Source organism: Phyllobacterium sophorae (assembly GCF_003010965.1).
In the GTDB taxonomy this organism is placed as follows: Bacteria; Pseudomonadota; Alphaproteobacteria; order Rhizobiales; family Rhizobiaceae; genus Phyllobacterium; species Phyllobacterium sophorae.
Genome location: NZ_PGGM01000001.1, coordinates 604803 through 626448, shown reverse-complemented (window position 1 = coordinate 626448; position 21646 = coordinate 604803). Strand labels below are relative to the sequence as shown.

22 protein-coding genes and 1 pseudogene are annotated in these 21646 nt (G+C 55.6%); 10 read left to right on the top strand and 13 right to left on the bottom strand.

The features are described from left to right. Positions 1-184: 184 nt before the first annotated feature. The 4 genes from msrA to CU103_RS32715 form a co-directional block, all read right to left on the bottom strand. A complete protein-coding gene (gene msrA, locus CU103_RS03070; protein WP_106662412.1) occupies positions 185-691 on the bottom strand; it encodes a peptide-methionine (S)-S-oxide reductase MsrA in 507 nt (168 codons plus the stop codon). Further along, positions 692-1135, bottom strand: a complete 444-nt coding sequence (msrB, locus tag CU103_RS03065) for a peptide-methionine (R)-S-oxide reductase MsrB (protein ID WP_106662411.1) — start codon at positions 1133-1135, stop codon at positions 692-694. Positions 1136-1245: 110 nt separating this feature from the next. Then, positions 1246-2121, bottom strand: a complete 876-nt coding sequence (locus CU103_RS03060) for a LysR family transcriptional regulator (RefSeq protein ID WP_106662410.1) — start codon at positions 2119-2121, stop codon at positions 1246-1248. A gap of 76 nt (positions 2122-2197) precedes the next feature. Beyond that, a complete protein-coding gene (locus CU103_RS32715; RefSeq protein ID WP_106662409.1) occupies positions 2198-2386 on the bottom strand; it encodes a LysR family transcriptional regulator in 189 nt (62 codons plus the stop codon). A gap of 156 nt (positions 2387-2542) precedes the next feature. Here CU103_RS32715 and CU103_RS03050 point away from each other — a divergent pair, with 156 nt between their 5' ends. Together CU103_RS03050 and CU103_RS03045 are read left to right on the top strand one after the other, a co-directional pair. Continuing rightward, the gene (locus CU103_RS03050; protein WP_106662408.1) at positions 2543-3499 is read left to right on the top strand and encodes a DMT family transporter; all 957 of its coding nucleotides are present in this window, start codon (positions 2543-2545) and stop codon (positions 3497-3499) included. A gap of 42 nt (positions 3500-3541) precedes the next feature. Continuing rightward, positions 3542-4792 (top strand): bifunctional alpha/beta hydrolase/OsmC family protein, encoded by a 1251-nt coding sequence (locus tag CU103_RS03045; RefSeq protein WP_106662407.1) that lies wholly within the window; start codon positions 3542-3544, stop codon positions 4790-4792. Between the two features lie 24 nt (positions 4793-4816). Here CU103_RS03045 and pdxR read toward each other — a convergent pair whose 3' ends face one another. Both pdxR and CU103_RS31930 read right to left on the bottom strand, forming a co-directional pair. Beyond that, positions 4817-6238, bottom strand: a complete 1422-nt coding sequence (pdxR, locus tag CU103_RS03040) for a MocR-like pyridoxine biosynthesis transcription factor PdxR (protein WP_106662636.1) — start codon at positions 6236-6238, stop codon at positions 4817-4819. Beyond that, a complete protein-coding gene (locus tag CU103_RS31930) occupies positions 6235-6459 on the bottom strand; it encodes a hypothetical protein (RefSeq protein ID WP_245448590.1) in 225 nt (74 codons plus the stop codon). Before CU103_RS31930 ends, pdxR begins: the two co-directional genes overlap by 4 nt. Between CU103_RS31930 and CU103_RS03035 the strand changes: the two are divergent. The 3 genes and pseudogenes from CU103_RS03035 to CU103_RS03025 all read left to right on the top strand — a co-directional run bounded on the left by CU103_RS03035 (position 6350) and on the right by CU103_RS03025 (position 8531). Further along, positions 6350-6768, top strand: a pseudogene (locus CU103_RS03035) (cupin domain-containing protein). The gene CU103_RS31930 and the pseudogene CU103_RS03035 sit on opposite strands and share 110 nt — an antisense overlap. Before the next feature lie 4 nt (positions 6769-6772). Next, positions 6773-7228, top strand: coding sequence for a carboxymuconolactone decarboxylase family protein (locus tag CU103_RS03030; protein ID WP_106662406.1), 456 nt, complete (start codon positions 6773-6775; stop codon positions 7226-7228). A gap of 331 nt (positions 7229-7559) precedes the next feature. Further along, positions 7560-8531 carry an NADP-dependent oxidoreductase gene (locus tag CU103_RS03025; protein ID WP_106662405.1) on the top strand — a complete coding sequence of 324 codons (972 nt, stop codon included), beginning with the start codon at positions 7560-7562 and terminating at the stop codon, positions 8529-8531. Positions 8532-8615: 84 nt separating this feature from the next. Here the strand turns inward: CU103_RS03025 and CU103_RS03020 are convergent, their stop codons facing one another. The 4 genes from CU103_RS03020 to CU103_RS03000 all read right to left on the bottom strand — a co-directional run bounded on the left by CU103_RS03020 (position 8616) and on the right by CU103_RS03000 (position 12481). Then, positions 8616-9926 carry an epoxide hydrolase family protein gene (locus CU103_RS03020; protein ID WP_106662404.1) on the bottom strand — a complete coding sequence of 437 codons (1311 nt, stop codon included), beginning with the start codon at positions 9924-9926 and terminating at the stop codon, positions 8616-8618. Between the two features lie 47 nt (positions 9927-9973). Continuing rightward, positions 9974-10375, bottom strand: a complete 402-nt coding sequence (locus CU103_RS03015; protein WP_106662403.1) for a cupin domain-containing protein — start codon at positions 10373-10375, stop codon at positions 9974-9976. A gap of 677 nt (positions 10376-11052) precedes the next feature. After that, a complete protein-coding gene (locus CU103_RS03005; RefSeq protein WP_106662402.1) occupies positions 11053-11457 on the bottom strand; it encodes a VOC family protein in 405 nt (134 codons plus the stop codon). Between the two features lie 418 nt (positions 11458-11875). After that, entirely contained in the window at positions 11876-12481 is a 606-nt protein-coding gene (locus tag CU103_RS03000; protein ID WP_106662401.1) for a TetR/AcrR family transcriptional regulator, read from the bottom strand. A 516-nt stretch (positions 12482-12997) separates the two neighbouring features. Between CU103_RS03000 and CU103_RS02995 the strand changes: the two genes are divergently transcribed. Beyond that, the gene (locus CU103_RS02995; RefSeq protein WP_106662400.1) at positions 12998-13531 is read left to right on the top strand and encodes a YkgB family protein; all 534 of its coding nucleotides are present in this window, start codon (positions 12998-13000) and stop codon (positions 13529-13531) included. A gap of 108 nt (positions 13532-13639) precedes the next feature. Then, positions 13640-13798 (top strand): DUF1127 domain-containing protein, encoded by a 159-nt coding sequence (locus CU103_RS02990; protein WP_106662399.1) that lies wholly within the window; start codon positions 13640-13642, stop codon positions 13796-13798. A gap of 221 nt (positions 13799-14019) precedes the next feature. On the opposite strand, the gene CU103_RS02985 is transcribed toward CU103_RS02990, so the two are convergent. Next, the gene (locus CU103_RS02985) at positions 14020-14739 is read right to left on the bottom strand and encodes a hypothetical protein (protein ID WP_106662635.1); all 720 of its coding nucleotides are present in this window, start codon (positions 14737-14739) and stop codon (positions 14020-14022) included. A 559-nt stretch (positions 14740-15298) separates the two neighbouring features. On the opposite strand from CU103_RS02985, the gene CU103_RS02980 reads away from it, so the two are divergent. Continuing rightward, positions 15299-16231: an SDR family NAD(P)-dependent oxidoreductase gene (locus CU103_RS02980; RefSeq protein WP_106662398.1), complete on the top strand. Its 933-nt coding sequence runs from the start codon at positions 15299-15301 to the stop codon at positions 16229-16231. Between the two features lie 94 nt (positions 16232-16325). Here the strand turns inward: CU103_RS02980 and ampC are convergent, their stop codons facing one another. Continuing rightward, complete coding sequence (ampC, locus tag CU103_RS02975) at positions 16326-17504, bottom strand: class C beta-lactamase (protein ID WP_106662397.1); 1179 nt, start codon at positions 17502-17504, stop codon at positions 16326-16328. Positions 17505-17709: 205 nt separating this feature from the next. Between ampC and CU103_RS02970 the strand changes: the two genes are divergently transcribed. Further along, positions 17710-18579 carry a LysR family transcriptional regulator gene (locus CU103_RS02970; protein WP_106662396.1) on the top strand — a complete coding sequence of 290 codons (870 nt, stop codon included), beginning with the start codon at positions 17710-17712 and terminating at the stop codon, positions 18577-18579. A 41-nt stretch (positions 18580-18620) separates the two neighbouring features. Here CU103_RS02970 and pepT read toward each other — a convergent pair whose 3' ends face one another. Beyond that, positions 18621-19853 carry a peptidase T gene (gene pepT / locus CU103_RS02965; protein WP_106662395.1) on the bottom strand — a complete coding sequence of 411 codons (1233 nt, stop codon included), beginning with the start codon at positions 19851-19853 and terminating at the stop codon, positions 18621-18623. Positions 19854-20002: 149 nt separating this feature from the next. Here pepT and CU103_RS02960 point away from each other — a divergent pair, with 149 nt between their 5' ends. Further along, on the top strand, positions 20003-21607 hold the full coding sequence (locus CU103_RS02960; RefSeq protein WP_106662394.1) for an ABC transporter substrate-binding protein: 1605 nt from the start codon (positions 20003-20005) through the stop codon (positions 21605-21607). The last annotated feature ends 39 nt before the right edge of the window (positions 21608-21646 follow it).

Below are 21646 nucleotides of genomic sequence, written 5' to 3'. Positions count from 1 at the left end.
GTAGGCCAATTCCTTACGGTAGGCCAGTGCGGCCTATTCGGCCCGGCCGCCAGGAGAACAGTTTGCTTTGGTTGGCACGCGAGAGATCCTGGGCATGCCGCCGAGCAGCATCGCTCTTCACGCCTGGCATATGCGCCAGGCGTGAAGAGTTGGCTAGAACAATATCCGCCGCTGGATTGGGCAGCTATTCGGCCGCTTTCCGGTGGGGCAGCACCCAGTTGGCGCGAGGGAAATGGCAGGTATAGCCGGTTGGGTAACGCGCCAGGTAGTCCTGGTGCTCCGGCTCTGCTTGCCAGAAATCCGTCACCGGCTCGACCTCGGTCACGGCTTTGCCCGGCCACAACCCCGAAGCGTCCACGTCGGCGATGGTTTCCTCGGCTATTCGCTTCTGCTCGTCGCCGATGTAGTAGATCGCCGATCGGTATGAGCTGCCGATATCATTGCCCTGCCGGTTTTTCGTCGTGGGATCGTGGATCTGGAAGAAATACTCCAGAATCCGCCGATAGCTCGTGATCTCCGGATCAAAGGTGATCTCGATTCCCTCGGCGTGGGTACCGTGATTGCGGTAGGTCGCATTCGGTATGTCGCCGCCAGTGTAGCCTACACGGGTGCCAATCACCCCGGGAAGCTTGCGGATCAAGTCCTGCATGCCCCAGAAACAACCACCAGCCAAAACAGCTCTCTCGGTCATTTAAATATCCTCCACCTGATTGAGATACGCACCATAGCCCTCAGCCTCCATTTCGTCGCGCGGAATGAAACGAAGTGAAGCGGAATTGATGCAGTAGCGTAGCCCGCCCTGATCTTGCGGGCCGTCGGGAAACACATGGCCGAGGTGACTGTCACCATACACCGAGCGTACCTCCGTGCGGGTCATGCCATGCGTGTCGTCCCGCAGTTCGTTGACATTCGCCGGTACGATCGGCCTGGTGAAGCTCGGCCAGCCACAGCCGGAATCGAACTTGTCGGCTGAGGCGAACAGTGGTTCTCCAGAAACGACGTCGACATAAATCCCCGGCTCCTTGTTGTCGTGATACTCGCCGGTGAACGGCCGTTCGGTGCCGTTTTCCTGGGTCACGCGATACTGCACGGACGTAAGCTTGCCGACCGCTTCGTCAGTCTTTGCGTACTTCATTGCCACAACTCCATTGTTGGTCTTGCCTTAATATGGCGAATGGTCGGGAAGATTCCCAATAGAGGATGTGCATAGATTCGATAGCTGCGCGACACGGCAGTCCCGCAAGGTCAAGTCCAGTCGTGCCTAGCAGCCATCTGCGCGATCCTGCGGACCTCACGCGGTGTGCCGGAACCGGAAACCGTTACAAATACCAGCTCGCGTTCCAGTGACATGCCTTGAATTGGGCGGGTTACTAATCCCTGCACGACCGCGGAATGCTCGGGCATAATGCAGATCGCGCGGCCTTCTGCCACTATTTGCTGAACCCAATCCTCTCGCTCGGCACTGAACCGCGGTTGCATAACCGCGTCGTGGTCCATCAGGTGCTCGGTGATCTGGGAGTGGAACTCGCAGGCCAGCCGGTCAACATACGGGTAGGTGGCCAGAGCCTCGGTGGTGATGACGTCATTTCCGGCCAGTGGATGGTCTTTTGCGCAAGCCAGGAGGAATCGCTCACGAAACAACGGCACGACATTGAGCTTGGGATTGGGACGCGGCATTCCCGGCAGGATACAGGCGTGGTACTTGCCCGAAAGCACCTCGTCCGCACTCTCCCCGGACAATAGCTGATGCATGTTGATCTTCACGGAAGGAAGCTGGCCAAGCACGTCGAAAAAAAATGCGGTGAACCTGGCGGGACCAATGGTCGGAGCCACGGCGATGTCGAGAATCCGGCGCCGGCCCAGAACGGTGCTCTCGGAATGCTCACGCACATTCCGGAGGGCGAGCTCGATCCGCATGAACTCGGCTTGTACGTCACGACCAAGCGCCGTAAGGCGGCTGTCCTTACCGTCGCGATAGATCAGTGGACTGCCCAGTTGTTCCTCGAGACGCTGAATTGCCCGCGTTAAACTGGGCTGCGAAACACGGCTACGACGCGCGGCTTCGGTGAAATTCAATGTTTCGGCCAGATTGAGGAAATACCTGACCTGATTGATGTCCATGGATGACGTCCCACTTTTGTTAGCCGGATGCTTGGCGGTACCTGAGATACGCAACCTTCCCCGATCGCTGCTCCCACTAAGCCGCTTTTCTCCGGGTAGGCGAAGCGGTCAAGATTCCCTGTTGGCCCTGAATGACCTGAGCGAGCAAGTCGGAAACGACGCGGCTACGTTTTGCACGCCGGCTAACGCCGAGTTGCTTGGCCGCGCTCATCAAGCCGCCATGTCGGGCAACGGCAAGGAAATAGCGGATGTCACTCCAATTCATTTTTCTACTTTCAGTAGGCCATAGGCTGATGATAGCCGCATGCATTCACAATTGAAATGAAATAGACTGGTCCAAGCGCTGGACCACAAAATCGCTCTTTGACGTAGTTCCATACTTAAGACCGTTTTGATCGAAACTGAATGGCCAAACTCTCTTATGAAAAATGTATCAACTGCAGGCATCGCGGCAGCTATATTTGCTTCTCTCACATGGTCGATGAATTTTGTCGCACCCTTTGTGATCGGAGATTATTCGATCTTCGACCTTGCCGCTTGCCGATTTCTGCTATCTGGTTTGATCGGGATCGCGATCCTCATTGCCAGCGCAGACCAATGTCGCCAGCTCACGCTACAAGATTGGTTTGCTGCGGCCGGCCTCGCCTTCATCGGATATGTGGGCTACTTCCTGACTGTCATGATCGCCGCCGTATATGCAGGCCCCGTGATCCCTCCCGCCTTTCTCGGTCTGGTGCCTGTCGTCTTGGCGATCGCCGGCAATTATCGCGGGCGGAGTATATCGTGGCTGCCTCTTCTGATCCCCCTTGCGCTGGCGGCGACAGGGCTGCTGCTGGTCAATGGTAGCAGTATAGTGCAGGCGGAAGTGCAGCGGGAAAAATCGCTTGTTATTGGTATCGCGTTTGCCATTGCGGCGGTAGCTCTGTGGACTTGGTTCGGAATCGCAAACCAGAGTGCACTACTGAAAAGGCCCCACATGGATGCGCGCGTCTGGACGGCGCTGATGATGATTGGAGGCAGCATCCAGACATTGGCATTTCTCCCGATCGGCTACGGTATGAGCTTGTTCAGAGCCCCGGAAATCGGTCTTGGCTTTGGCGCCATCAACAATCTCTACCTACCAGCTTTCATGTTGGCAGCTGTAGCCTCAATCGGGGGAGCGTGGGCTTGGACAATAGCATCGCAGCGCCTGCCAGTGGCGCTCACGGGCCAGTTGCTGATGACGGAAATTGTTTTTGCTACCTGTTTTGGGCTGATGGTCCGCCATCGTTGGCCAACCCTTGCGGAGTCGATTGGAATAATGCTGCTCGTTCTCGGCGTTGTGATGGCGATCAATGCCTTCCACTCTCAACGGCAAGACCAGAGCATTGTAAGGTGAGTGAGGCTCACTGGATATTCGTGACAACGAAGGAGCGTAATTATGGCTTTCAATACGCAACGGCTTCAATTTCCCGGGCATTCCGGCGCAACTCTTTCCGCCCGCCTCGACCTGCCCAACGGGCATTTACGCGCCTACGCATTGTTTGCCCATTGCTTCACCTGCTCTAAGGACTTGGCCGCGGCGCGCCGCATTGCAGCGGAGCTTACCCGCGAGGGCATCGCGGTCCTGCGCTTCGATTTCACTGGCCTGGGGTCGAGCGAAGGCGAATTTGCCTCGACGAATTTCACCTCGAATGTCGCCGACCTGATTTCGGCGGCCGACTATTTACGCCATCATTACCAGGCACCCGCGTTGCTGATCGGTCACTCTCTTGGGGGTGCAGCTGTCCTGGCTGTGGCCAAGGACATACCTGAAGTGCGCGCCGTCGCCACGATCGGTGCGCCGGCCGATGTCGGTCACGTCTTGAAGAACTTCGGAGCGAGACTCGAGGAAATAGAGAAGGAGGGTGCCGCTGAAGTCGATCTCGCCGGACGCAAGTTCCTTATTCGAAAGCAATTTGTCGAGGACGTGCGCGCGCAGTCTATCAAAGACGCTGTCGCATCCCTGAAAAAGCCACTTCTTATCCTTCATTCACCACTGGACCAGACGGTCGGTATCGAGAATGCCAACGAAATCTTCCTTGCGGCGAGACATCCCAAAAGCTTTGTTTCGCTTGACAAGGCTGACCACCTGCTCACCAACCTTGAGGACGCGGCCTTTGCAGGACGGATCATATCGGGATGGCTGGCGCGTTATATTGCCGCCGACGCCCCGCAGGGCAACGACCTGATCGAACATGTCCGAGTGACGGAAACGGGCGAGGGCAAGTTTCAGAACTCAGTTCAGGCCGGCAGCCATCGCCTTTTCGCTGATGAACCAGAAAACGCAGGCGGGTTCGATTCTGGGCCGTCACCATACGACTTCCTGTCAATCGCGCTTGGCGCTTGCACCTCAATGACGCTGCGCCAATATGCCGATTACAAAAATCTGACGCTCGGACGTGTCAGTGTTGATGTCTCCCATGCCAAAATCCATGCCAAGGATTGCGAAGAGTGCACCGAATCGGAACGCAGCGGTAGCAGCAGGATTGATCGTTTCGAGCGGGTCATTTCCGTGGATGGCGAAGTCGCCGAGGAGCTTCGCGCCAAGATTGCCGAAATTGCCGACAAATGCCCGGTCCATCGGACGCTCGAAGCTGTGGCAAAGATAAGAACCGTCGTTAAATCAGGATCCCAAGCAGAGTTGCGTTAGGTTCAACGGCAGCCGTGTGTTGATTCAACTCGAGGACGTACGACGTTGAAGGATCTCAAGAAGGCGGTCACAAGACTTCGCGACGTGCTGTTGGGGGCACGTTGCAATTCCCAACAGAAGACCGGATTGCGCGGATGCAGGCGATGCGTACCAAACCGATAGCGGCGAGGGCGCCAGGCCGAAGGCCAGCGTTTCGCGTACGATCGCTACGTCTGGCGCCCCATCAGTAAACCGGAGCAGGACAGCCAATCCGGGTGTGGTCACAGCAATCTTGTTTGTCCGCGGTTCAAGATATTGCAACACTCCGTCGCGTTGCGCAGCATATGCACGCTTGGTGCGCCGGAGATGACGTAAATAATGGCCTTCACTGATAAATTCTGCGGCCGCAAGCTGTATGGATGGCCCAGGTGAAGGTGCCAAGCATGCGGCCACCTCCGCAAAACGGGATGCCAGACGCTGGGGAACAAGCACAAAGCCAAGGCGCAAAGCAGGGCTTATGGTCTTGCTGAACGAGCCGATATGAATGACCCTTCCTGTACGATCGACCGAGGCGAGTGCCGGCGCGGCACGCCCTTTCAACTGTAACTCGCTTAAATAGTCATCCTCGATGACCCACGCGCCTTCCTGAGCCGCCCACTCCAGAAGACGCAATCGGCGCGATAGCGACAGGGTGGCCCCCAATGGGGCTTGCTGTCCTGGGGTCACCACAGCGAGCCCCGCATCCGGCGCATATCTCAAGCCGTAGTCAACATCGATACCCTCGGAGTCGACGGGGATAGGGACTGGCAACAGTCTCGCGAGCTCGAGCCCGCGTCGCGTGAACGGGAACCCCGGGTCCTCGATCCACGCCTTGCTCCCCTCAAGGCCGAGCACGCGAAGCGTCAATCCGAGGCCGCTTCCAAAGCCACCGGTAACAAGGATTTGAGAGGGCGAGCACTCTATTCCCCGAGCGATGGCGAGATAGGCAGCGATCTCTCGCCTCAACTCGAGTTCTCCACGTGGATCCGGATAGAGTGGCGCCGCACTTGCTTCGGCGCGCACGGCATGCGAGCGAATTCTGGCGAAAAGCTTGGCCGGAAAAGTCTCCTTCGCCGGCACCCCCATCTGGAAGATTGCCGGACCCAAGGTCAGCTCCTGATACATCTCCATGAAGGAGCCTGGCTCAGGTGCGGGATCCCGTGGCAAGGATAAAATTGGTCTTTCCGTTACGCGGGTACCGGCCGCCCGCGACGCAACAATAAGCTGAGCTGCTGACAACTTATCGTATGCGGAACGAACAGTGCCACGTGCGACGCCCAGTTGGATTGCCAGGTCCACCCAGGAAGGAAGGCGCGCACCTGCTGCCAACACACCGCTCTCGATGGCAGCGGTTATGCCCATGCAAATCTGGTCGGCCAGTGGGGTCTTCGTTGTTCGGTCGAGGTGCAACTCAAGCGGTTTGGTCATTCCACCATGGTACATGATTTTTGAGCATTCTTGGTGCTTTTTATAGGACCATTCAAAGGGTATTTATAGTGGGAAAGGAAAACACTCACAAAGGAGAATACCATCATGAACATAAGATCCTTCATTGGCGGAGCGTTCACCGCCATCGCCATAGCGACCGCAATACCTGCGGCAGCGCATGAACCCGCTGAAACAGTTACGCCAAGCTTCGAACAGACCATCCCTAACATTCCTGGCAAGTCAGTCGGGCCCTGGTTGTGGATTATCCACCGGCAGGAGCATCACTCCCGCACGAGCACGCAAAATCAGCTTTCATTTTTGCCTATGTCCTGTCTGGAGAAATCGAGTCGCAGGTGAATAATGAACCCAAGCGGGTCTATCGTGCCGGTGAAAGCTTTTACGAGACGCCGGGCTCGACACATCTTGTAAGCCGCAACGCCAGCAAGAAAGACCCGGCGAAGCTGCTTGCCGTGTTTATCGTTGACACCGGCGACAAGGAACTGACGACCAACTTAAACACTAAGGAGTGAGAAAATGACCAGCCGTCTGGATTACAATCAAGTCGCTCCTGCTGGAGCAAAAGCGCTAGGGGGCGTCTACGGTTACGTCATGCAAAGCGGTCTTCCCCCCGTTTTGCTTGATCTGGTTTATCTGCGTGTCTCGCAGATCAATAATTGTGCTTATTGCCTCGACATGCATACCAGGGATCTTTTGAAGAAGGGGCAGTCGATCGAGAAGTTAGCATTGCTTCAGGCGTGGCCGGAAGCCGGCAATCTCTTTGACGAGCGCGAACGTACTGCCCTTGCATGGGCTGAAACAGTGACGCGTGTAGCAGAGACAGGTGTGCCGAACAACGCCTACGCAGCTGCACGTGCAGTGTTCAACGAGCGCGAACTCGTCGATCTCACAATCGCGATCAGCTTGATGAACAGCTACAATCGAATGGCTATCAGCTTCAGAAATACACCTCACGCAGCGATCGAAAAATAGCCTGGAAGCACCGCGTTCGCGGGTGGGCGGTAGTCGCGCATCCGCAGCGCGAATTCCATCTGAGCAGGTTCACTGTGCAAGACGACACAACGACTTGATCGTGGGCGCCGTTTTCATTGCATAGTCGCGCTGTTAAAATACGTCATCAAAGTCAGATTGTGTCCGTGCGTACGATTTGGTCATCGTCCTAAAGACTTGGCTCCGTACACCGACAAGAGACGACATAACGCTTGAAACAAGCCAATCTGGTTCGCCCCTCATTTCCATTGAAAGCCAATCTGGGCAGAGCTTTGCCAGGAGCGATCCGTTGCCAGTATCGAAAGGAAAGCAAATGTCGGGAGGTTCAACGAGTTTCTCAGGATTGGTGTGGCGCATCCATGAATTTGGGTCTCCGGATGTAATGCAACTGGAGTTATCGGACACACCCGATCCAGGCACGAACGAAGTCATCGTTAAAGTACATGCAGCGGGTGTCGGCCCTTGGGACGGCTGGATTCGCTCGGGCAATAGTGCGCTGCCCCAACCCCTGCCCCTTATCCTGGGTTCAGACATTTCGGGTGAGGTCGTGGCTGTCGGCGCTGGCGTGACCCAATTCAAGGCTGGGGACCAAGTGTATGGAGTGACCAATAAGCGATTCTGCGGCGGTTATGCGCAATACGCGGTCGCCAGTGCTTCCATGCTTGATCGCAAACCAGATTCCATAGACCATATCGCAGCAGCATCGCTGCCAGTGATAGCGGTCACAGCGTGGCAAGCGCTTTTCGATCAGGCCGGCCTGGAAAGCGGCCAGACGGTATTGATCCACGGGGCGGCAGGAAACGTGGGCGCATATGCCGTGCAATTTGCCAGAGAGGCGGGTCTCCGGACCGTGTGCACTGCCTCGCCAGACGACATCGACGGTGTTGTTGGTCTCGGCGGGGACAAGGTCATCGACTACACAACAACTCGTTTTGAAGATGAAGTTCGCGAGGTGGATGCGGTGATAGATTTGGTAGGTGGAGAAGCGCAAACGCGGTCATTTCAAGTGCTGAAAAAGGGGGGAACGTTGGTTTCGGCAGTTTCCGCCCCGGACCAGACCCTGGCGGCAAAGCACGAAATCCTGGCTAGGTTCTTTCTCGTTGACGTATCCACAGAAAGCCTGGGCCGCATTTCGGCACTGATCTCCAAAGGTGCCCTCAAGATGAATGTCGGAACAACATTGCGGTTCGAACAAGCGCGGGACGCACACCTGATGCTTGAGGGCAAGCTGCCGCGCCCCAAGGGAAAAATCGTGCTTGTAATGGACGAGATCCTCAAGCATTAGCGAAACTTCGCTACAGTTTGAGACGCCCAAACGGCTCGAGCTCTCGAGCCGTTTGCAGATTGGTCAATGCACTTGCCAATCCATTCAGCGAAGTGATTTGAAGGCCGTCCGCACCTCGGCGCTGAAGAGTTCGGGCTCTTCCCATGCCGCAAAATGCCCGCCCTTATCGACCTTGTTGTAGTAGATCAGATTTGGGTACGCCTGCTCAACCCAGTGTTCAGGTGGCCTATAGACCTCTCCAGGGAAAATCGTCACCGCGACCGGAACGGTGATGATGCCGGGCATTGCAGCGTTTGCGGCATTCTCCCAATAAATCCGGGCGCTTGAGGGCCCCGTATTTGTCAGCCAATAGAGAGTAATGTTATCAAGGATTTCGTCTCGGGTGAACGCCCGTTCCGGTTCTCCGCGGAAAAATACCCAGTCGGCGAGCTTGTCATAAAACCAGGCGGCCAGTCCAACGGGCGAGTCAGCGAGGCTATATCCGATAGTCTGGGGGCGCGTCCCCATGATGGCGGCGTAGCCAAACCCCTTGCTCAGAAACTCTCTGGCCTCATTGAAAACCGCTCGCTCTTCTTCGTTGAGATTATCCGGAGCTGGATCCCCATTCATCAGCGCTTTTCCGACTTCCGGCGGGATCGTCGTTGAACGCTCGATCCTGTTGACGTGAATGCCGAGGAGCCCTTTGGGTGCCTGTCGGCCCATGCTGTCGGAAATGATAGCGCCCCAATCTCCGCCCTGTGATACGTACTGACTATATCCAATACGCTTCATCAGAACGTCCCAGGCTCGAGCGATCCGATCGGGATTCCATCCGGTGCCCTGAGGCTTCTGCGAGAAGCCGAAGCCTGGAATGGACGGAAGGACAAGATGGAAGGCGTCCCGGGCGCTGCCACCATGCGCTGTGGGGTTGGTAAGCGGCTCGATCACCTTCAATAACTCAAACATCGATCCCGGCCACCCGTGCGTCATGATGAGCGGCATCGCATCCGCGTGGCGCGAGCGCACATGGATGAAGTGGATGTCCACTCCGTCTATCTCCGTCAGGAACTGTGGCAGTGCGTTGAGCTTTTGCTCCGCTCTGCGCCAGTCGTAATCGCTCTCCCAATAGCGTACGAGCGCCTGAAGTTTGGACAATTGGACACCCTGAGAGCGGTCACCAACGGTTTCCGCTTCGGGCCAACGCGTTGCGCCGAGGCGCCGTTGCAGGTCGGCCAACGCTTCTGCTGGCACATTGATGCGGAACGGCCGGACGCCGTTTGCCGCAAGAGCTTGGGCACTCGCCTCGACAACTGCGATTTGGGATCCGAAAGCCGCTAGAGTTGCTACTGCCGCTCCGCTGACGAGCAATGCCCGGCGGGTGAAAGCGGTTGGCTTATTCGTTTGCTGATCAATCATCTCTGACCCCTAAATGTACTGCAGATTGTCCGAGCGCCAAAGAACGGTCACTTAGCCGGCGCGACAAGCGTTTTTCCCGTTTCGACGATGTAAGTCGCAAGCTCCGAGGCCTTTGCGTCACCGACGTTCTTGGCAAGGTGATCGACACCAGACGGAATAAACAAGGCCTCACCGGCCTTAAGTGTGACCGGCTGCCGGCCCTCGAGCGTATACTCGAGAGTGCCTTCGAGGACATACGCGATTTCTTCGCCAGGGTGCGAATGTTTGATTGACACTGCGCCTGGCTCAAAGTCAACGCGAACCTGTACCGCCTCGCGGCCCTCCGCGCTGATGGATTCCTGCAAAAGGTCGGTGCGCGAAATTCCATTCTGCTGTGCCGTGGCGACATTCATTGTGAATCCGCTGCCTACGAGAAACATCGCGGTCAAAATTATCGGGGTACGTTTCATTTGGTAATCCTTTTCCTCGTTCGATAGTAGAAGGTGCTTAATCGGGTGACGAATGTTTCCAGCGCGTCGCCAAGGCCGCAGCCGCCTGCGCATGAGTGGCGTAGGTCGCCTTCCGGCTGCATGTCGGCGCCTCTCGACGGCGCGTAGCAACTAACTCTGGTGCGCTTCGGGGATGGTCTCTGATATTCAAGCCCTAACCGAAGTCAGCGACCTCATTTGACCAAAGTGTTGTATTGAGAATGTGTCTGGCTATACGGCGTTTTGTATCTCAATGTGTTCGTGTCGATACGATACCCCGAGAGGGAGTAGCCATACGGTGATCCTCGGCGCATTATCGAAGCGAATTGAAGCCGGCGCACCTGCTAGCGGAACGCCTTGCGAGCTATCTTCGACGGCTTCGTTTTCGGGCCAGCGTGTAGCTGCTATGCGCTGGCGAAGTTCAACCAGTTGCTCCTCTGGAATTGTGAATGCTGAAGGGTCGAATTGATTCTTTACCGCCTGATGCCGCAAGCTGGCCTGGGAACAGACTGATGACGCTTAAGGCCCGTAGACTTGTCGCGCTTGTGTATGTGGAGCGGCTCCATCATCGCTCATCTCCCGTTTGTTTAGCGTTCGTTGAGAAGAGATTCCGATCGCTCGATCTCAGGATCGAGCGATCGGTATTCTACGCCTGAGGGTCAGTCCTGACCAGCGCGGAAGACCAAAAGCTTGTTGCCGTCGAGATCACGGAAGTACGCGCAGTACGGGCCGTCCTGATTTGGGCCGCGCGGACCTGGACGCCCCTCATCGGTGCCACCGAGTTGTAGTGCAAGGGCATATACTTCATCCACATGAGCACGCGAACGGGCGCTCAACGCAACCATGTTACCGTTGCCTACGGTGGCGCGGTCGCCATTGTGGGGGTTGATCACACCGAACTCGAGCATCGTCGTTCCAAAGTATACTGCCCGGCCAGGCTGTTCGAGAATGCGGCCCACGCCGAACAGTTCGAACAATTTGTCATAGAAGTTTGTGGCAGCATCTAAGTTGTTGGTTCCCACAACGGCGTGTCCCAACAATTGATGTGTGGCTTCAGCGGTCATATCTCATCCTTTGTGATTGGTGCAATTTTCGCCGTGGCTCGTTGCTCTTCCGGCTTGCAGGATAAATGCGCGCTGTTCGTGTATGGATTGTTTCTTCCAGCCCGTCGGATTGTAAGCAAATCCGGCAATCTACCAGGCGAGATACAGTTTGATACCATGGGGTGCCAAGTGTGATGCAAACATCGCGCTCAATGATTGATGAAAGGCAGCATAAGAACGCCCGTCCAACGCAGCCAGGCCCAGCCTCCGGTCGGGTTCGGGCGCGCAGGCACGTTCGTGGAATTGGATACCCCGCCCCGGCGCATCCACCCGCACGGCCTACGATGATTACGAGATCGTCGTGGCTGATGAGCGACCGGTGGTGCCGACAGTTCAGCCGGCCCGCTTGCCTTCAGAGCCTTAAATGAAGATGTCCGCGCTAAGCTGGCCCACGCTCCGGGGTTAAAGATGCCAACCGGGAATGCTGTTCCGCCGCAAGCAGCTGGCTCGCCATGCGTTTGGCCTGCCGTGCGGGCTCGGCGATGCGGGTTATCTGCGCGACAGCGAACGCTCCCTCGTGCAACAGGTTAATCTCGGCTGCGATCCTCTTCGGCTCGGCGAACCGAGCGGCGTGGGCGAGTTCCTCAAAATATGCGAGTACAAGGCGCTTATGCATTTCGGCAGCACGGAATACGGGATTGGTGGGGTCCTTGTGCTCACCGGCCGCGCTCACGAAAATGCAGCCGCGGAACTGTTTATCGTTGAACGAGGTTTCGAGGTAATCGAACGTAATCAGAAGGCGTTCTACCGGATCGCTCGCATTCTGCTCGACAAAGGCACGCATGGCGGCGCGGTCTTCCTCGTCGCGCCGTTCGAGAGCGGCCAGTATCAGGTCCTCCTTGGTTTCGAAGTGCCGGTATAGCGTCGTCTTGGCCACTCCACCCTCGGCGATGATCAGATCGATGCCCGTTGCGTGATAGCCGCGCTGGTTGAACAGCCGCAGCGCGGTGTCGAGCAGGTGATCCCGGATTTCCGAACGGCGCATCTCATCCTCACAATAAGTAACAGATCTGTATCTTTATTTAGCGGCGACTCAAAACAAAGACAAGAGGCGACTGAGCCGGACGTGACTATTTTTGGAGAGAGCACCAGGAAATCAGCCGAAGGGCGGCACCTTTGCGTTCAAAAGATACAGAAATGTTTCTTTTTTGATTAAACAGTGTGCCCTGCCTACCTTCTCCCGCAACGCCGTCAACATGCAACACCATGTGTACTGGCTCTGGAGCGAGCCGCCTTGTTCATGACGAAGCACCGGACACACGCTCAAATACAAGACGACTCTGTACCCATCTATGCCTTTTCTTATGGTATTACGACCCGCTCGTCGCGCCGCGACTGCATCAAAAGCAGGAACGCGCTTAATGAGAGGCGACAATTCTTTGAAAGAAATCTTGCCAAACGATACAGATCGGTATATCAAGGGTTATCGATACAGATCGGTATTGTTTATTCCGCGTCAAACGGGCAAGTCGCCCACCGCGGACAACCCAAGGAGAAGACCATGCCTCGTGTTTCTATCCACGGCGTCGCGGCGTATCAGAGCGCCCCGGCCCACACCCCTTTGCCCTTCGAATTAATCGAACGACACGGCCGGACCATCGCAGCAGTGGGCCTCTATGCCTCGCTGGTTGTGATTTACGCCTGGTTCGGTGGTATGAAATTCACCGCCTATGAAGCGGAAGGTCTTACAGGCCTGGTCGGCAACAATCCGCTGTTGAGCTGGACCTATTCCCTGTTTAGCGTGCGAGGCTTCTCGAGCCTCCTCGGTGTCCTCGAACTCAGCATCGGTGCCTTGATTGCGGCTCGGCTCGTCAACCCGGCGTACTCGCTCGCCGGTGGCCTGCTCTCTGCCGGGCTGTTCGTGACGACGCTTAGTTTCATGGTGACGACTCCCGGCGTGTTCTTACCGGAGTTCAGCCTTCCAGCGATCTCGGTCGCTCCTGGGCAGTTCCTGCTTAAGGACGTTGGCCTGCTCGCCATTTCTCTCTGGATCGCCATCGACTCGCTCGCAGCGCTCCGCTCGGCCCGTACCTGACCAAAATGAGGGCGGGGCCCCTCGGCTTCGCCCTCGCCCCCGATATTTCGATGATAGCAACCACCCAAAACCGGCTGTGCCGGTCACTTCAACATAAAGGAACGCCCCATGTATGTGGCATATATACTGTCGAAAATCCGCGCCCATCAGCGCTATCGCCAGATCACCCGCGAACTCATGCAACTTACCGATCGCGAGCTCGAGGATATTGGCATCTCCCGCTATGAGATCGATGTCGTCGCATCGCGTCAGAATACGATCTCGTAAGCAAGATCCCGAAAACATCTCCCGCTTGGAGAACGAAATAACCAATGAATACCTCTCACCTCTTGAGGCTGCGCGACGCGAACCAGAGCTGCATTGAACTGCCCGGATCAACGTCGACCGCCAATCGAAAGCGGCTACAGCATGATCGCTAATTCCGACGCACGCACCATGATGGTCTTGTTCGCTGTTGCGATGAGACACAACCAAGGTGGTGAACGGCCTCAACTCATGGTGTATTCGCTAAGGTCAATCCAGACATAAGTCCTGTCACGTTCGGGGCGACCATCAGCACCCAGGGGGTGAGCCCGTCGTTTCGTCGGAAACCGAATGCCATTGGCCGTTACCAAGTCGTGGACATATTGCGCCGCCGGAAAGCTGCCGGAGATATCGACTTGGTAGTCATGGCGACGAAGTAAGAAATCTGGTCCAAAATAGAAATCCTGTACCGGGCAATGACTTTCGATCCCTGCGGGAAACGTTGCCCGCAGCACGCGCCACGTCTCTCCTTCTTCGTTCCATGGCGCGACTTCCTCCGTCTTGAAACCCGGCAGAGCCAGTAAAAAAGGAGTATTCAGGTAAGTCCACATGGCATAGCCATTGAAATAAGCTCGGTGGAGCGCATCCCACGGCGTGTTTAGCGTGTGACTGGCGAAGGCAGTACGCGGATTGTCCCTATCGGCGATGACCATTCCATCTGTCGTCTCAATCACAACGCGTTCGGGTACGAAAGTCATACGCCAGTCGGGATTGCCGTAGGGCATTATGGTCGCCCATTCATGATGTATGGCCGCGGTTACACGACGAGGCGTTGCATCAGCCTCTATCCCTTTCATCCCCCACAATTCACCGCCTGAGATAATCGTCACGTTGGCTTTCTCAAAAGAGTTCCAATGTTCAAGGCCACCATGTGCTGCCAGAACTTCGTCTAATAGATGTGCCATCCTCGGTCCCTCTAAAACGCGAACTGTTGGAGGGTCTGACTCAACCGCTTTCGCTGCCGTCATGCCCCTCATGAGCAATGCAAAATTAGCGATGGGCGCAAGTTCGCTGCGATATGCCGGATAAGCGATTGCGGACGAATCTGAACTCGATCGCGGCCATGATTTACCGCGCGGCCCGCCGCCAGTAGCGCGCACCAAACAGCCTAAAAGGCTATTCGTGTCCATCACCATTGGGGATCAATAGTACCCTAAAAAAGGTGGTGGAGCGCTTTATCACAACTGTCTTTGGTTCAACTTTATGCGACTATCTGAAAACTCGTTGTAATATCGCTCAATGGAGAGATCGCCGGCGAAGCCTCCGGGTTGGCAAAGGCGGGGTCATCGCTGATTTCGGCTTTCCGCAGATGGCTACTCGCAAGAGGCCGTCGGATTCACGCGGCCACTACAGCCGTCCGGAATTTCGGCGGCTGTTGATCGGCCCCGGCTTCGCCAGCGAGCGGTCCGGAAGATCGAGGATGTCCTGCAACGTTTAAGCCCTAACCATGAAAGGATGCGGAAAATGAACATCAACCCCAAATCCGAGAAGCCGATCCTCGTCACCGGGGCGGCCGGGGATCTTGGTGCCATAGGACGCAACGTCACGGCGATGCTTATCGAGCGCGGAAATAAAGTCCGCGCCCTCGTGCGCCGGGAAGATGAGCGGGCCGAGGCTCTGCGCAAGCTCGGCGCTGAAGTCGTCGTTGGCGATCTGACCGACCTCGCCTCGATGCATCGTGCAATGGAAGGCGTCGAACGCGTCTATTTCGGCATGTCGGTCTCTCCGAACTATCTGGAAGCAACCGTTAATACCGCTGCTGTTGCGCGGCATCACGGCGTTGAGGCGTTCGTCAATATGTCCCAGATGACGGTGACGCAGATGAGCGTAACAGAGACGACTGACAGTCCGCAACACAAGTTGCACTGGCTTTCCGAGCAGGCTTTGGAATGGTCGGGGCTACCTGTCGTTATAGTGCGTCCAACGGTGTTTCTGGAAGGCTTCTTCCTACGGCTTGCCGCGCATGGCGTGAAAGTGAGCAACCAGCTCGTACTGCCCCTTGGACAGAGCAAGACATCGCCGATTTCCTCGCTCGACGTCGCCCGCGTCGTCTCGGTCATCCTCGACGATCCAGCTCCACATATCGGAAAAATTTACAATCTCACCGGACCAGAATCGAGGGATATGAAACAATACGCCAACGCCTTCTCCGACGCACTCGGACGCGCGATCACCTATGTGGACGTACCAGTATCGCCTTGGGTCGAGAAACTGAAGGAACTCGGAGTTCCCCAGCATCTGGCAAGCCACCTTGCGGTTATGGCCGACCTTCACAAGCAGGGCCGGTACGACCGGATGACCGACGATGTATTCAGGATCACCGGCCTGCGGCCGATGACCGTGTTCGACTTCGTGAAGCGACACGCCAACGAGTTCTCGCCCAGCCAAACCACCTGAGCGTAACTAAGAAGAAGGAAATTATGTCTGCATCCCAACGAGACACAAAATCCCTCGCGAAAGTGTCTCGCGAGGGATTTTCATGATCACTCTGTCAGTCTTTTGAACCGCTTTCAGCAGCAAGTTGCGTCAATATTTGGTGGGCCGCGGTAATCCGGTCCTCGTTGGGATAGTACTTGTTTGCCAGAATAACGATGCCCAGCTGTTTCTCCGGAACGAATGCGACATACGCCCCGAAGCCATTGGTCGAACCGGTCTTGTTGATCAACACATCGTCACGCGGCTGCTGCGGCGGGGTCAGTTGCGTGACCGGCGTTGGATTGGAGGAAATCTCTCTGGAATTGCCTCGCAGCAGCGTCCTCAGATCGACCGGATAGGCGTACTGCTCCCATAGCAAATCCTGGGTCATCGCGCCAACCTGGAAGTAGCCGGTGTGCGTATCCGTGATTGCTTGCTGGAGTTTTTCGTCCAGTTTGATCATGTTCATATTCGCCTCCAGGAAGCGGATCATGTCGGTGGCGGTGGTTTTCACGCCATAGGCTTCCGAGGACAGCACGGCCTTGCTTACCCGCACGGGATCATCTTTCTTCGTATAACCTTGGGCATAGTATGGCATTTTGCCCTTCGGCACATTGATGTAGGTGCTCGTCAATCCAAGTGCCGGAAACAATTGGCCTTCCATCAACGGGGCGAAGTCCCCGTTCATGCTTTTCGCCGTTATGACCCCGAGCATTCCAATGCTCGGATTGGCATAGGTCCTGTGCGTGCCAACCTTGTAAGCCGGTTTCCAGCTCCGCAGATACGCCATCAACTGATCGTCGTTGGTGACATCGTCTGGCACCTGCAACGGGAAGCCGCCGGGGGTGTGGGTGCCAAGATGGAGAAGTTCGACTTTGCCGAACTCGGTCCTCTCAAGCGATGGCAGATACTTGCTGGTCTTGTCCGACAATGAGAGATGACCGCTTACCCGCGCATAGGATGCCAGTGTCACGGTGAATGTCTTGCTGATCGATCCAACTTCGAAAATGGTGGAGGGTGTGACAGGTTTCCGGGTTTCCTTGGAGGCTACGCCATAACCGAACATGTAAGGCTTTCCGCCGGCAGTTATGCCGATCGCCATTCCAGGGATGTTGTACTTTTGCATAATTGGCTCGATCGCCGCGTCCACGACAGTTTTAACACGGGCGCGGTGGTCAGCGGCATGGCCGGCCACCGTTGAGGTACAGATGATGGCGAAAGTTACCGTCATGGTGGCGGCTGCTTTGAATTTCATACGAGGACTTCCCCTGTCTCAATTAACGATTCTGGCTCTTGCCAGCTTTCAATATTGCCCCGCACCATGGTTGCTCCAATTCGGCGTGGTATAATGCAAACTTTTGCAAACACAGCAAATCTTGGCATTATCGTATCTATGGACGCTGTATTTGCATGACAAACGATGATATCTGGGGAGAGGCATAAGAAAAACTAGGCTATCCATGGTTCGACCGTACCTCCCACTGAATGGCCTAAGGGCTTTTGAGGCGTCTGCACGGCATTTGAGTTTCACGCGAGCAGCCATTGAGCTGTGCGTTACGCAGGCCGCAGTGAGTCAACAGGTAAAAAGCCTCGAAACACGATTGGGAGTACGGCTGTTCCAGCGCCTTCCCAGGGGCCTCAAGATAACCGCCGAAGGCGAAGCGCTGCTGCCCGTCGTGACTGGTTCCTTTGATCAGTTGGCGCTCAGCCTGGAACGCATCGAGGGCGGCCACGTTCGCGAACTGCTGTTTTTGGGTACGGTTGGAACCTTTGCTGTTGGGTGGCTGCTTCCAAGGTTGCCCGATTTCCAACGGCAATTCCCGTTTGTCGACATCCGATTATCGACAAATAACAATCGTGTGGACATGGCAGCAGAAGGGCTCGACTTCGCCATTCGATTTGGGAACGGATCCTGGCATGGCACCGAGGCGATCCGGCTTTTCGACGCCCCCCTTTCTCCCCTCTGCATCCCCGAACTGGCAGAAATGTTGCGAGAGCCTGCCGACCTCACCAATCAACCACTCCTGAGAAGCTACCGGAAAGACGAGTGGAGCAGTTGGTTCGCGGCGGCTGGTGTTGCTGCATCCCCCCCATTGAGCAGAGGTATCGTGTTTGATTCATCCCTCGGCATGATGGAAGCCGCCCTCCAGGGAATGGGTGTCGCGCTAGCACCGCCTTCCATGTTTTCCCGCCACCTTGCATCTGGCGCTATCGAACAGCCCTTCCCGACTGCCATATCGTTGGGAAGCTACTGGCTTACACGACTTCAATCCCGATCCTTGACGTCAGCAATGATCGCATTCTCCCAATGGATTGCTTCACAGGTGTAGTACGCGGCCGAAATGCATGCACGGGATTTATCGACACGCCTTCAGCGATCAGCCACGGCTCGACGCAGGATTTCAAGGATCATTTCGGATGCTTTAGTGAGGGAACCCACCGGCAAGAACTCATATACCGAATGGAAATTGTGCGCTCCGCAAAAGAGGTTGGGGCAAGGTAGACCCTTTTCGGAAAGTACTGCTCCGTCATACCCGCCACGCATGGCAATGGGAAATGGCTCCACGCCAATCGCCTTCATGGACTCCAGCGCGAGTTCCACCGGATAGCGGTTTTCTCCCTGTAGATGCTCGGCTACATTGCGATAGACCGGTTGATATGCGGCCGTCACCGTTTCGGCACCATGGAGTTGGTTGAAGCTTTCGACAAGCGTTTCGACAAAACGACGTCGCTGCTCGAATCCAACTTGGGTAAAGTCGCGGATGTGGAGATTCAGCTGCGCCTCCGAAACTGTGCCGTGGATGGTTGTGACCCAGTAATACCCTTCCCGGTTCTCAGTATATTCGGGGCGTTCGCCTCCGGGCAGCATCGAGATAAACTGTTGCGCATAAAGTACTGCATTGCGGAGTTTACCCTTGGCAGACATGGGGTGGGCGCTCTGTCCGCGGAACTTTACCTGGAATTCCCCAGCGTTCCAATTTTCAAAGACAATCTCGCCAATCGCGCAGCAATCCAACGTATAGGCGAAGTCAGCATTGAGGGTCTCCACATTCAGTGCCTTAGCACCCAGGAGGCCGATCTCCTCATCGGGCACAAAGACAACTTTCACCTCGCCATGCTGGATTTGCAGGTTCGCCTGTAGGGTCTCTATCGCGTGCATGATCTCGGCGATAGCTGACTTGTTGTCCGCTCCCAGCAGACTTGTACCATCAGTGACAATGATTCGATCGCCCACATAACGCTTTAGCTCGGGGAAGGCACTCTCGCGCATGACTACCTCAAGCGCTTCGTTCAGCACAATATCTCCGCCTCTGTAATCGATAATCCGGGCGTTGGTATCGGTGGCATACTCATTACTGGTATCCAAGTGAGCGACCCAGGCGATCGTAGGGGCTTTGCGGGTCGCATCGTCCAGATTGGACGGCAGCGTACCAACTACAATGGAATGCTCCCGCTCCTCGACGTTGAGTCCTAAACTGCGCAATTCGCCAGCTAACAACTTCGCCAGCGCTGTCTGACCCGGGCTCGAGGGCAGATGTCCCGCTCCGATTACGGCAGTGCTATTGATGCGGGTATAGTTCAGAAAACGTTCAACAATATCCATTGAGCTTGTTGCCTTCGACGAGGTGCCGGTTTGATTTCGCTGCTTGTAACATAGCGGTAGATTTGTTTGTGTTGCATTGACCAAGGCTCTCGTCAATAAACCCTAAACCTGCAACTACTGGCTTATTGATGCAACAGGGGTCAAAGGGAATGAAAATCTGCGGGAAAATCCTTTCAGCTACGATGCTCGCTCTTGCGCTGAGCGGAATTGCAGCGGCTGGCGCATCGGCCAAGACACTTGTCTATTGTTCGGAGGCCTCGCCAGAAGGGTTTGATGCGGCGCTCTCCATATCGGGCACCACTTACGATGCGTCGGCGCGCAACGTTTCCGATGGCCTTATCAAGATCAAACGAGGTTCAACTGAATTGGAGCCGGGCCTTGCCGAAAGCTGGAGCATCTCCGGCGATGGGAAAGAATATACATTCCAGCTGCGCAAGGGGGTGAAATTCCAGAAAACTAGCTATTTCACGCCAACACGCGAATTCAACGCTGATGATGTGATCTTCACGTTCGATCGTCAGGGCGACAAGGCCAACCCCTACTACGACTACGGCAAGGGCATCTGGCCACAATACGATACGTATTCATTTCCAAGTCTTATCGACAAACTCGAGAAAGTTGACGGCCATACCGTTAAATTCGTCCTTACGCGGCCGGAGGCAACGTTTATCGCCTCTCTCTCCCTGACATTTGCCGCTATCCAGTCCAAAGAGTATGCAGACAAGCTCCTGGCGGAGGGCAAGCGGGAGCAGCTCAATGCAAAGCCGATAGGAACGGGTCCATATCAGTTTGTCGACTACCAGCCAGATGCGGTTATTCGTTACCACGCCAACCCCGAATATTGGGGAGGCAAGCAAAAGATTGATGATCTGATCTTCGTAATCACGCCTGATGCGTCTGTCCGGTATCAGAAACTGAAGGCAGGCGAATGCAATGTAATGGCATACCCGAATCCCGCCGACCTCGCGAAAATGAAGTCCGACCCCGCCATTAATCTTCTGCAAAAGGAAGGTTTAAACATCGCCTATCTGGCCTACAACACAATGGTTGCTCCTTTTGACGATGTCAGGGTGCGCAAAGCCATAAATATGGCGGTCAACAAGCAGGCGATTATCGATGCCGTCTACGGTTCAACAGGTATTGCTGCCATCAATGCCATGCCTCCAGGGGTCTGGTCTTATAACAAAGACATCAAGGACGATCCCTACGATTTGGAACAATCGCGAAAGCTGCTTGCTGACGCTGGCGTAAAAGACCTCGTCATGAATATCTGGGCGATGCCGGTCCAGCGTCCCTACATGCCAAACGCACGCCGTACGGCTGAATTGATGCAGTCTGATTTGGCGAAGGTCGGAATCAAGGCTGAAATCGTTTCGTACGATTGGGCCGAGTATCTAAAAAGATCCCAGGATAAAAATCGGGATGGCGCTGTCATTCTTGGCTGGACTGGAGGAATTGCGGATCCGGATAATTTTCTTGCAGCCATGCTCGGGTGCAAGGCGATCGGCAGCGGCAACCGGGCAAACTGGTGCAATCAGGATTTTGAAAAACTTATTCAGGCGGCCAAACTCACTACGGACCAGGCCGAAAGATCGACGCTGTACGAGCAGGCACAAGCCATATTCAAGCAACAGGCGCCATGGTTGACAATTGCACATCAGGTTGTGGCGCAGCCGGTCAGTACCAAGGTCAAAGATTTCCGGGTTGACCCGTTTGGAGGCAACTTGTTTGAGGGTGTGGATATAGACGAATAGGAAGCAAATTTGCACGCATGTGCCGCGAAGAAAACACAC

Bases quoted from the DNA above. Each gene is read 5' to 3' on its own strand.
- msrA (WP_106662412.1), bottom strand. From the start codon at position 691: ATGACCGAGAGAGCTGTTTTGGCTGGTGGTTGTTTCTGGGGCATGCAG.
- msrB (WP_106662411.1), bottom strand. From the start codon at position 1,135: ATGAAGTACGCAAAGACTGACGAAGCGGTCGGCAAGCTTACGTCCGTG.
- CU103_RS03060 (WP_106662410.1), bottom strand. From the start codon at position 2,121: ATGGACATCAATCAGGTCAGGTATTTCCTCAATCTGGCCGAAACATTG.
- CU103_RS32715 (WP_106662409.1), bottom strand. From the start codon at position 2,386: ATGAATTGGAGTGACATCCGCTATTTCCTTGCCGTTGCCCGACATGGC.
- CU103_RS03050 (WP_106662408.1), top strand. From the start codon at position 2,543: ATGAAAAATGTATCAACTGCAGGCATCGCGGCAGCTATATTTGCTTCT.
- CU103_RS03045 (WP_106662407.1), top strand. From the start codon at position 3,542: ATGGCTTTCAATACGCAACGGCTTCAATTTCCCGGGCATTCCGGCGCA.
- pdxR (WP_106662636.1), bottom strand. From the start codon at position 6,238: ATGACCAAACCGCTTGAGTTGCACCTCGACCGAACAACGAAGACCCCA.
- CU103_RS31930 (WP_245448590.1), bottom strand. From the start codon at position 6,459: ATGGTCTGTTCGAAGCTTGGCGTAACTGTTTCAGCGGGTTCATGCGCT.
- CU103_RS03030 (WP_106662406.1), top strand. From the start codon at position 6,773: ATGACCAGCCGTCTGGATTACAATCAAGTCGCTCCTGCTGGAGCAAAA.
- CU103_RS03025 (WP_106662405.1), top strand. From the start codon at position 7,560: ATGTCGGGAGGTTCAACGAGTTTCTCAGGATTGGTGTGGCGCATCCAT.
- CU103_RS03020 (WP_106662404.1), bottom strand. From the start codon at position 9,926: ATGATTGATCAGCAAACGAATAAGCCAACCGCTTTCACCCGCCGGGCA.
- CU103_RS03015 (WP_106662403.1), bottom strand. From the start codon at position 10,375: ATGAAACGTACCCCGATAATTTTGACCGCGATGTTTCTCGTAGGCAGC.
- CU103_RS03005 (WP_106662402.1), bottom strand. From the start codon at position 11,457: ATGACCGCTGAAGCCACACATCAATTGTTGGGACACGCCGTTGTGGGA.
- CU103_RS03000 (WP_106662401.1), bottom strand. From the start codon at position 12,481: ATGCGCCGTTCGGAAATCCGGGATCACCTGCTCGACACCGCGCTGCGG.
- CU103_RS02995 (WP_106662400.1), top strand. From the start codon at position 12,998: ATGCCTCGTGTTTCTATCCACGGCGTCGCGGCGTATCAGAGCGCCCCG.
- CU103_RS02990 (WP_106662399.1), top strand. From the start codon at position 13,640: ATGTATGTGGCATATATACTGTCGAAAATCCGCGCCCATCAGCGCTAT.
- CU103_RS02985 (WP_106662635.1), bottom strand. From the start codon at position 14,739: ATGGCACATCTATTAGACGAAGTTCTGGCAGCACATGGTGGCCTTGAA.
- CU103_RS02980 (WP_106662398.1), top strand. From the start codon at position 15,299: ATGAACATCAACCCCAAATCCGAGAAGCCGATCCTCGTCACCGGGGCG.
- ampC (WP_106662397.1), bottom strand. From the start codon at position 17,504: ATGAAATTCAAAGCAGCCGCCACCATGACGGTAACTTTCGCCATCATC.
- CU103_RS02970 (WP_106662396.1), top strand. From the start codon at position 17,710: ATGGTTCGACCGTACCTCCCACTGAATGGCCTAAGGGCTTTTGAGGCG.
- pepT (WP_106662395.1), bottom strand. From the start codon at position 19,853: ATGGATATTGTTGAACGTTTTCTGAACTATACCCGCATCAATAGCACT.
- CU103_RS02960 (WP_106662394.1), top strand. From the start codon at position 20,003: ATGAAAATCTGCGGGAAAATCCTTTCAGCTACGATGCTCGCTCTTGCG.